This window comes from Jatrophihabitans sp., from assembly GCF_046262535.1.
Classification (GTDB): domain Bacteria; phylum Actinomycetota; class Actinomycetes; order Mycobacteriales; family Jatrophihabitantaceae; genus Jatrophihabitans.
Map to the genome: position 1 here is coordinate 1 of NZ_JBHEMO010000027.1, position 6,610 is coordinate 6,610.

7 protein-coding genes are annotated in these 6,610 nt (G+C 68.0%); all 7 read left to right on the forward strand.

Annotated features, from left to right (window positions below; all coding sequences use genetic code 11):
* Positions 1 to 747, forward strand: a 747-nt coding sequence (locus tag ABR571_RS04330) for a fumarylacetoacetate hydrolase family protein (protein WP_409451961.1), incomplete at its 5' end; no start/stop codon positions are given.
* On the forward strand, positions 744 to 2,186 hold the full coding sequence (gltX, locus tag ABR571_RS04335; RefSeq protein WP_409451962.1) for a glutamate--tRNA ligase: 1,443 nt from the start codon (positions 744 to 746) through the stop codon (positions 2,184 to 2,186). The genes ABR571_RS04330 and gltX, both read left to right, overlap by 4 nt.
* Positions 2,187 to 2,203: 17 nt before the next feature.
* Positions 2,204 to 3,268: a non-hydrolyzing UDP-N-acetylglucosamine 2-epimerase gene (gene wecB, locus ABR571_RS04340; protein WP_409451963.1), complete on the forward strand. Its 1,065-nt coding sequence runs from the start codon at positions 2,204 to 2,206 to the stop codon at positions 3,266 to 3,268.
* Positions 3,269 to 3,470: 202 nt separating this feature from the next.
* Complete coding sequence (locus ABR571_RS04345; RefSeq protein ID WP_409451964.1) at positions 3,471 to 4,229, forward strand: choice-of-anchor P family protein; 759 nt, start codon at positions 3,471 to 3,473, stop codon at positions 4,227 to 4,229.
* A gap of 27 nt (positions 4,230 to 4,256) precedes the next feature.
* A complete protein-coding gene (locus ABR571_RS04350) occupies positions 4,257 to 4,430 on the forward strand; it encodes a hypothetical protein (RefSeq protein WP_409451965.1) in 174 nt (57 codons plus the stop codon).
* Between the two features lie 55 nt (positions 4,431 to 4,485).
* Positions 4,486 to 5,841, forward strand: a complete 1,356-nt coding sequence (locus tag ABR571_RS04355; protein WP_409451966.1) for a glycosyltransferase family 2 protein — start codon at positions 4,486 to 4,488, stop codon at positions 5,839 to 5,841.
* On the forward strand, positions 5,831 to 6,610 hold a 780-nt coding region (locus tag ABR571_RS04360; RefSeq protein WP_409451967.1), incomplete at its 3' end, for an exosortase/archaeosortase family protein. The genes ABR571_RS04355 and ABR571_RS04360, both read left to right, overlap by 11 nt.

The window sequence follows — 6,610 nt, forward strand, 5'->3', positions numbered from 1 at the left end:
GTCGAGGCGCTGACCGTCGCGGCCATCGACGGCCATCCGTTCGGCCCCATCACCTTCACCGGCGACCGGTGGGCCTTCCCCGACGTCCGCCTGCTGTCGCCGTTCCTGCCGAGCAAGGTGGTGGCCATCGGCAAGAACTACGGCGACCACATCAGGGAGATGGCGCCCGGGGGCGAACTGCGGCCGGAGGACGAGGCCCGGATGACGACGTCCACGCCACCGCTGATCTTCCTGAAGCCGTCCACCTCCGTCATCGGCACGGGGGACGCGATCCGGTTGCCGCCCTCGAGCACCGAGGTGCATTTCGAAGGTGAGCTGGCGGTGGTGATCGGCACCCCGGCGCGCAACGTCGCACCTGAGGACGCCTTGAAGCACGTGTTCGGCTACGCGGCCGCCAACGACGTCACCGCGCGGGACCAGCAGCGCGCGGACGTGCAGTTCACCCGGTCGAAGAGCTACGACTCCTTCTGCCCGCTCGGCCCGTGGGTCGAGACCGTGCTCGACCCGTCCGACCTGCGCGTCGTCACCACCGTCAACGGCCAGGTGAAGCAGGACGGCCGGACGAGCCAGATGGTCCATGACGTGCGCACCCAGATCGCCTTCGTCTCGGCGATCATGACGCTGTTGCCGGGGGACGTGATCCTGACCGGCACGCCGGCCGGCGTGGGCCCGATCATCAGCGGCGACACGGTGAGCGTCGAGATCGCGGGCATCGGCACGTTGACCAACCCCGTCGTGAAGGCGTGACCACGCCACGTCTGCGGGTCGCGCCCTCACCGACAGGTGATCCGCACGTCGGGACCGCGTACATGTCGCTGTTCAACCTGGGTTTCGTACGGCGGTACGGCGGACGGTTCATCCTTCGTATCGAGGACACCGATCGGGCCCGGTTCCGGGCCGACAGCGAGCAGCAGATCTACGACACCCTGCGGTGGCTGGGCCTGACGTGGGACGAGGGCCCCGACGTCGGCGGCCCCTACGCGCCGTACCGGCAGTCCGAGCGGCTCGAGACCTACCGGCCCTTCGTCGAGCAGTTGCTCGCCGACGGGCACGCCTACCACTGCTGGTGCAGCGCTGAGCGGCTGGCGCAGATGCGCGAGGAGCAGCGAGCGCAGAAGCGGCCGACCGGCTACGACCGGCTCTGCCTCGGCAAGACGGCCGAGGAGCGACTCGCCCTGGGCGGCGCCACTGACACGCCGGTTGTGCGCATGCTCATCCCGGATGACCCGCCGCTCATTTTCACCGACGTGATTCGCGGCGAGGTGTCCGCGCCGCGGCCGGACGACCAAGTGATCCTGAAGGCTGACGGCTTCCCCACGTATCACCTCGCCGTGGTGGTCGACGACCACCTGATGGGCATCACCCACGTGGTGCGCGGCGAGGAGTGGATCTCGTCCACGCCGAAGCACGTACTTCTCTACCAGTGGCTGGGCCTACCGGTGCCCGCCTTCGCCCACATGCCACTGTTGCGCAACGCCGACAAGTCCAAGATCTCCAAGCGCAAGAATCCGGCGGCGCGGCTCACGTGGTTCATCGAGCAGGGCTACCTGCCCGAGGCCTTGATCAACTTCCTCGCGCTCCTGGGCTACGGACCGCAGGGCGAGTCGGAGATCTTCTCCTTCGCCGACTTCAGTGCCAGCTTCGACTGGGCGCACGTCAACGCCGTCGGGCCGGTGTTCGATCTGCAGAAATTGGACTGGCTCAACGGCCACTACATTCGGGAGCTCGGCGTCGACGAGTTCGCCGAACGCTTGGTCGACTTCGCAGCGCGCACGGAGGACCTCAGCCCGGACGCCACGGCCCTGTTGCGCGCCGGCGCGCCGCTGGTCCAGGAACGCAGCCAGACCCTGCTGCAGGCACTGGATCTGCTGCGGTTCCTGCTCGTCGCCGAGATCGATTTCGCGGTGGACGAGGCGGCGGCCACCAAGCAGCTCGGCGAGTCGGGCCGGCCCGTCATCGAGGCGGCCACGGCTGCCCTCCAAGCACTGCCCGAGTGGCGCGCGGGGGCCATCGAGGAAGCGTTGCGCGCAGCGCTGGTCGAGGGCCTGGCGCTCAAGCCCCGCAACGCGTTCGGGCCTGTGCGCGTGGCGGTCACCGGCGGCACGGTCTCGCCACCGCTGTCCGAGTCGATGGAGATCCTCGGCCGCGAGCGCTCGCTGAGTCGGCTGAGCGCCGCCCGCCGATGACCGCTCGACGAGTGGCCGTGGTACTGGGGACCCGGCCGGAGATCATCAAGCTGGCCGGGGTGATCGAGGGCCTCGGCGACGCGGCGGTGGTCATCCACACCGGCCAGCACTACGACGACGACCTCTCCCAGGTGTTCCTGGACGGTCTGGGGCTGCCGCGCCCTGCGCACCAGTTGCACCTCGGCGGCCTGTCCCGAGCGGCGCAGATCGGGCGGGGTACCGAGCACGTGGCCGACCTCCTCACCCGGATCGAGCCGGCCGCCGTAGTGGTGCAGGGCGACACGAACTCGGCGCTGGCCGGCGCGCTGGCCGCCAACTCCACCGGTTTCCCGATCGTCCATGTCGAGGCCGGGCTGCGCAGCTACGACCGCGCGATGCCCGAGGAGCACAACCGCGTCCTCGTCGACCACCTCTCCGACCTGCTGGCGGCCCCCACCACGACAGCGGTGGCCAATCTGGCCCGCGAAGGCATCAACGGCGATCAGGTCATCTGTTGCGGCAACACCGTCGTCGAGGCCGTGCGCCGTCAGTTGCCGAACCCGGGACGTCGCGCCCAGCTCCTGGCCGAATACGGCCTGGAACCGGCCGGTTACGTCCTCGCGACCCTCCATCGACCGGAGAACACCGACGATCCGGCCGTTCTCGGGCGAATTCTCGCCGAGCTCGGGTCACTGCCCCTCCCCGTGGTGCTACCGCTTCATCCACGGACCGCGGCCGCCGCCCGAGCCGCCGGCATGGAGGGACTCCTGGAGCCCCTCCGCGTCGTCGACCCGATGGACGGCGTCACCTTCCTGGGCCTCGCGGCCGAGGCGGCCGTCCTGGTGTCAGATTCCGGCGGCGTGCAAGAAGAGGTCACCATCCTGGGCCGTCCCCTTGTCGTGGTTCGCCGCTCCACGGAGCGGCCGGAGGCCTTCGAGCACCACGCCGTGCTCGTCGGACCGGAGCGGGTGGCCGCCGCCACAAAGGCTTACCTGCCCGGAATCGCTGGGCTGCACGCCCGCTTGGCCGCGTTGCCGAGTCCGTACGGGGACGGTTCGGCGTCCAGCGCCATCGTGGCCGCCTTGCGTGTTATGTTCCTTTAAATTGGCGCTGCACCTTCGTTTCTCTTTCTCGAGTTGCTCGTTGGACGGTTCGAGGCAAGAGTTAGGCAGGTACTGTCTGGTTAGGATCGGCTCGTCGGCCACGTCCCACGGGGGATGACGGACGGAGAGCGGAACTTCGCTCACAGAGGTAGTTGGCACAGGACGTTCGCAGTACGCGGCGTGACCGAGAGGACCGGATTCCATGCGCAAGCCAAACTCGAAGGCCGTGCGAATCACCGCACTGGCCGCGGCCGCAGCATTCGCGCTGCTCCCGATGGCGCCCGCGGCAGCGGCCGCCGCGGGTACCTCGAGCGCGTTCGGCGTTCAGGTGAAGGTGCTCAACGCAATTACCATCGGCCCTACGCCGACGAGCACCTTTCCGCCGGGAAGCAATGACGCGACGGTTCCGGTGGATCTCGGCGCGTTGGGCAACCTCGAGGCCGTCTACGCGCACACGTCGGGCAACACGAACACGCCATCGTCGTCAGCGTCAGCGGGCACGGCGAACGTCAACCTGCTGGGCACCACGGTCGCCGGCGTGACCGCGTACGCGATCCACGCCAATGCGGTCTCGGCGACATGCACTGCCACGGGCGACACCGTCTCCGGTAGCACGACGATCGCCAATCTGGCCGTCGGTCTTAATCCGGTCGTCAACCTGACCGCCGCCACCACTCAGCAGGTCCTCGTCATCCCTGGCGTGGCAAGTGTGATCATCGGCGAGCAGATCACGAACCCGACGGACGGCTCACTCACCGTGAATGCTCTGCACATCACGCTACTCAACGGGAACGGCGCGGACATCATCATCGGCAGCGTCACCTGTACGCCGACGCCGGTCGCCGGCGTGGCCGCTTTCTCCTTCCAGGACCTGCCGCTGATCCTCGGTGCCCTTGCGCTGATCGTGGTCATCGGTTTCGGCATCCGGACCGGCATCCGCCGCCTCGGATCCGCAGCGTGATCTCAGCCGACAAGAGGAGCATCTGATATGTACGGCGGTAGGGGTACGGGCGGCGTGGCCGTGGGCGGCGGAACCGTCGGCGGCCTGGCCACCACCGGCGTGCCGATCATGTTGACGATTCTCTTGGCTGTCGCCCTCGTGGTTGGTGGGCTGCTGTTCCTACGTTGGGGAACGGTCCGCCGCGGTCGCCAGTCGTCGTAACATCGAACGGCGCGCTCTTCCTGCGGGCAAAGGGGTACTCACGAGGTAGGCCGTCATGGGTGTAGTGCTGCTGGAGTTCGTGGCGCTGTTCGTGACGGTGCTCTTCCTGAGCTACGTGGCGATGATCCTCGTCCCGTTCCTGCGGCGACCGCGGACGGTTCCCGGCGATTCGAGCGAGTTCGAGTGGCACTTCTTCATCCCGGCCCGGGATGAAGAGGCCGTCATCGAGACGACGCTCAACCGCTGCCGGGCCGATTTCCCGGAAGCGCATGTCTGGGTGATCGACGACGCCAGTACCGACCGCACGGCCGAGATCGTGCACAGGATGTCGCTGTTCGACTGGAACATCCATCTGGTCCGTCGCGAACTGCCCAACGCCCGCACCGGCAAGGGCGACGCCCTCAATGCGGCGTACTACGCGCTGAGCGACTGGTTCCCGTCCTGGGCCGACCGCAGCCGGGCGATCGTGGCTGTCCTCGACGCCGACGGCCGGCTGGCGCCGGAGGCATTGGACTATGTCAGCTCGCCGACGGTGTTCGGGGACCCGTCGATCGGCGCGGCGCAGATCTCCGTACGCATGGAGAACCGCAACGATCTCGGTCAGTTCGCGACGCCGTCCCGTCTCGGGCTCAGCTTTTCCCGCTTCCTCGTGCGAATGCAGGACCTCGAGTTCATGACCACGATGTCGGCGATGCAGATGCTGCGTGAGCGCACCGGTTCGGTCGGCATGGGCGGCAATGGGCAGTTCAGCCGGCTCACTGCCCTCGACGAGATCGCCCGGCGTTACTCCGAGCCGTGGCACGGCGCGTTGCTCGAAGACTACGAACTCGGCCTGCACATCCTGCTCGCCGGTTACAAGAACCGTTTCGTCTACGACACCTGGGTCGAGCAAGAGGGGCTGCTGACCATGCGGCGCCTCGTCACCCAGCGCACGCGGTGGACGCAGGGCACCATGCAGTGCTCGGTGTACCTCGGCGAGATCGTCCGCTCGCCCAACTTCACCAACGCCGGCGTTGTCGAGTCCTGCTATTTCCTGGTGACGCCGTGGCTGCAGGTGGCCGGCGTGTTCCTGTGGCCGCTACTGCTCCTGTTCACCGTGCTGCAGGCCTTCAACTACCCCTCCGGCCCGGGTGCGTTCTTCGCCGAGTTCTGGCCGGTCGCGGGTGTGACCGTGATCTTCGGCGCCTTGCCGTTCATCATGTGGGGGCCGGTCTACCGCAAGGTGGTCGAGCCGCAGTTGAGCCGGCGGCACGCCTGGCTGCTCGGTCTCGGCAACGCCATCTACCTCTACTACACCTATGCCTCCACGCCGCGTGCGTTCGCGCGAGTGCTCATGCGCAGGACCGGATGGGCCAAGACGCGCCGCAACTCCGAGGCGCTCACTCGCGGGCCGGTGGCCAGTGACGTCTGACGTCAACGTCGGATCGGTGCGGCGAAGCGGCGCCCGCCGCCACCTGCCGTCGCTGGATTTTCAGCTGCCCGTCGCTGCGCACGCCGCCCAGCACTATCGGCGGTCGAAGACCGGCCCGGTGGCCGGCCTGCTGATGTACGGGGCGGCCTTCTGGCTGGCCATCCAGAACGACACGTTCCGCCGCTTCGAAGCGGCGGCCGTCACGCCGCTCACCGACCTCGCGACCGGACTGCACAAGGTCCAGACGACGAAGACGGTGGTGTTCTTCGGTCTGGGCACGCCGCGAGCGTTCGGCCTCGACATCACCAACGAATGCACCTCGGCGCTGCTGCTGATCCCACTGCTGGTGATGATGGGTTCGTTCGCCGTGTTCACCCGGATCAGCATGGCGCGCCAGCTCGTCGCCCTGTTCGTCGGAGCGTTCCTCATCCTGGCCGTCAACGCCTTCCGGGTCGCGCTTATCGCGTGGGCGACCTGGAAGTACGGCTACGACCCGGGCTACACGTACAGCCACGTGTTTGTCGGGTCGGCGTTCTCGCTCGTGGGCTTCGTCGGTGCCATGTTGATCGCCCTGTGGATCCTCGTCCGGGCCGACCGCAAGAAGTCGGAGATCAGCCCGGCCGCAACGCCGGACATCGACACGGCCGTGACGACTGTGCTGCCTCGCGTGTCGGACGGGCCGATCCAGGAGCGCCCCTCGGCGGCGCCGGCCCACCGATCGGCCGAGGCTCACCGCCCACGGCTGCAGGTCATCCGACGGGCCGGGGCA

Bases quoted from the DNA above. Each gene is read 5' to 3' on its own strand.
- ABR571_RS04345 (WP_409451964.1), top strand. From the start codon at position 3,471: ATGCGCAAGCCAAACTCGAAGGCCGTGCGAATCACCGCACTGGCCGCG.
- ABR571_RS04355 (WP_409451966.1), top strand. From the start codon at position 4,486: ATGGGTGTAGTGCTGCTGGAGTTCGTGGCGCTGTTCGTGACGGTGCTC.
- ABR571_RS04350 (WP_409451965.1), top strand. From the start codon at position 4,257: ATGTACGGCGGTAGGGGTACGGGCGGCGTGGCCGTGGGCGGCGGAACC.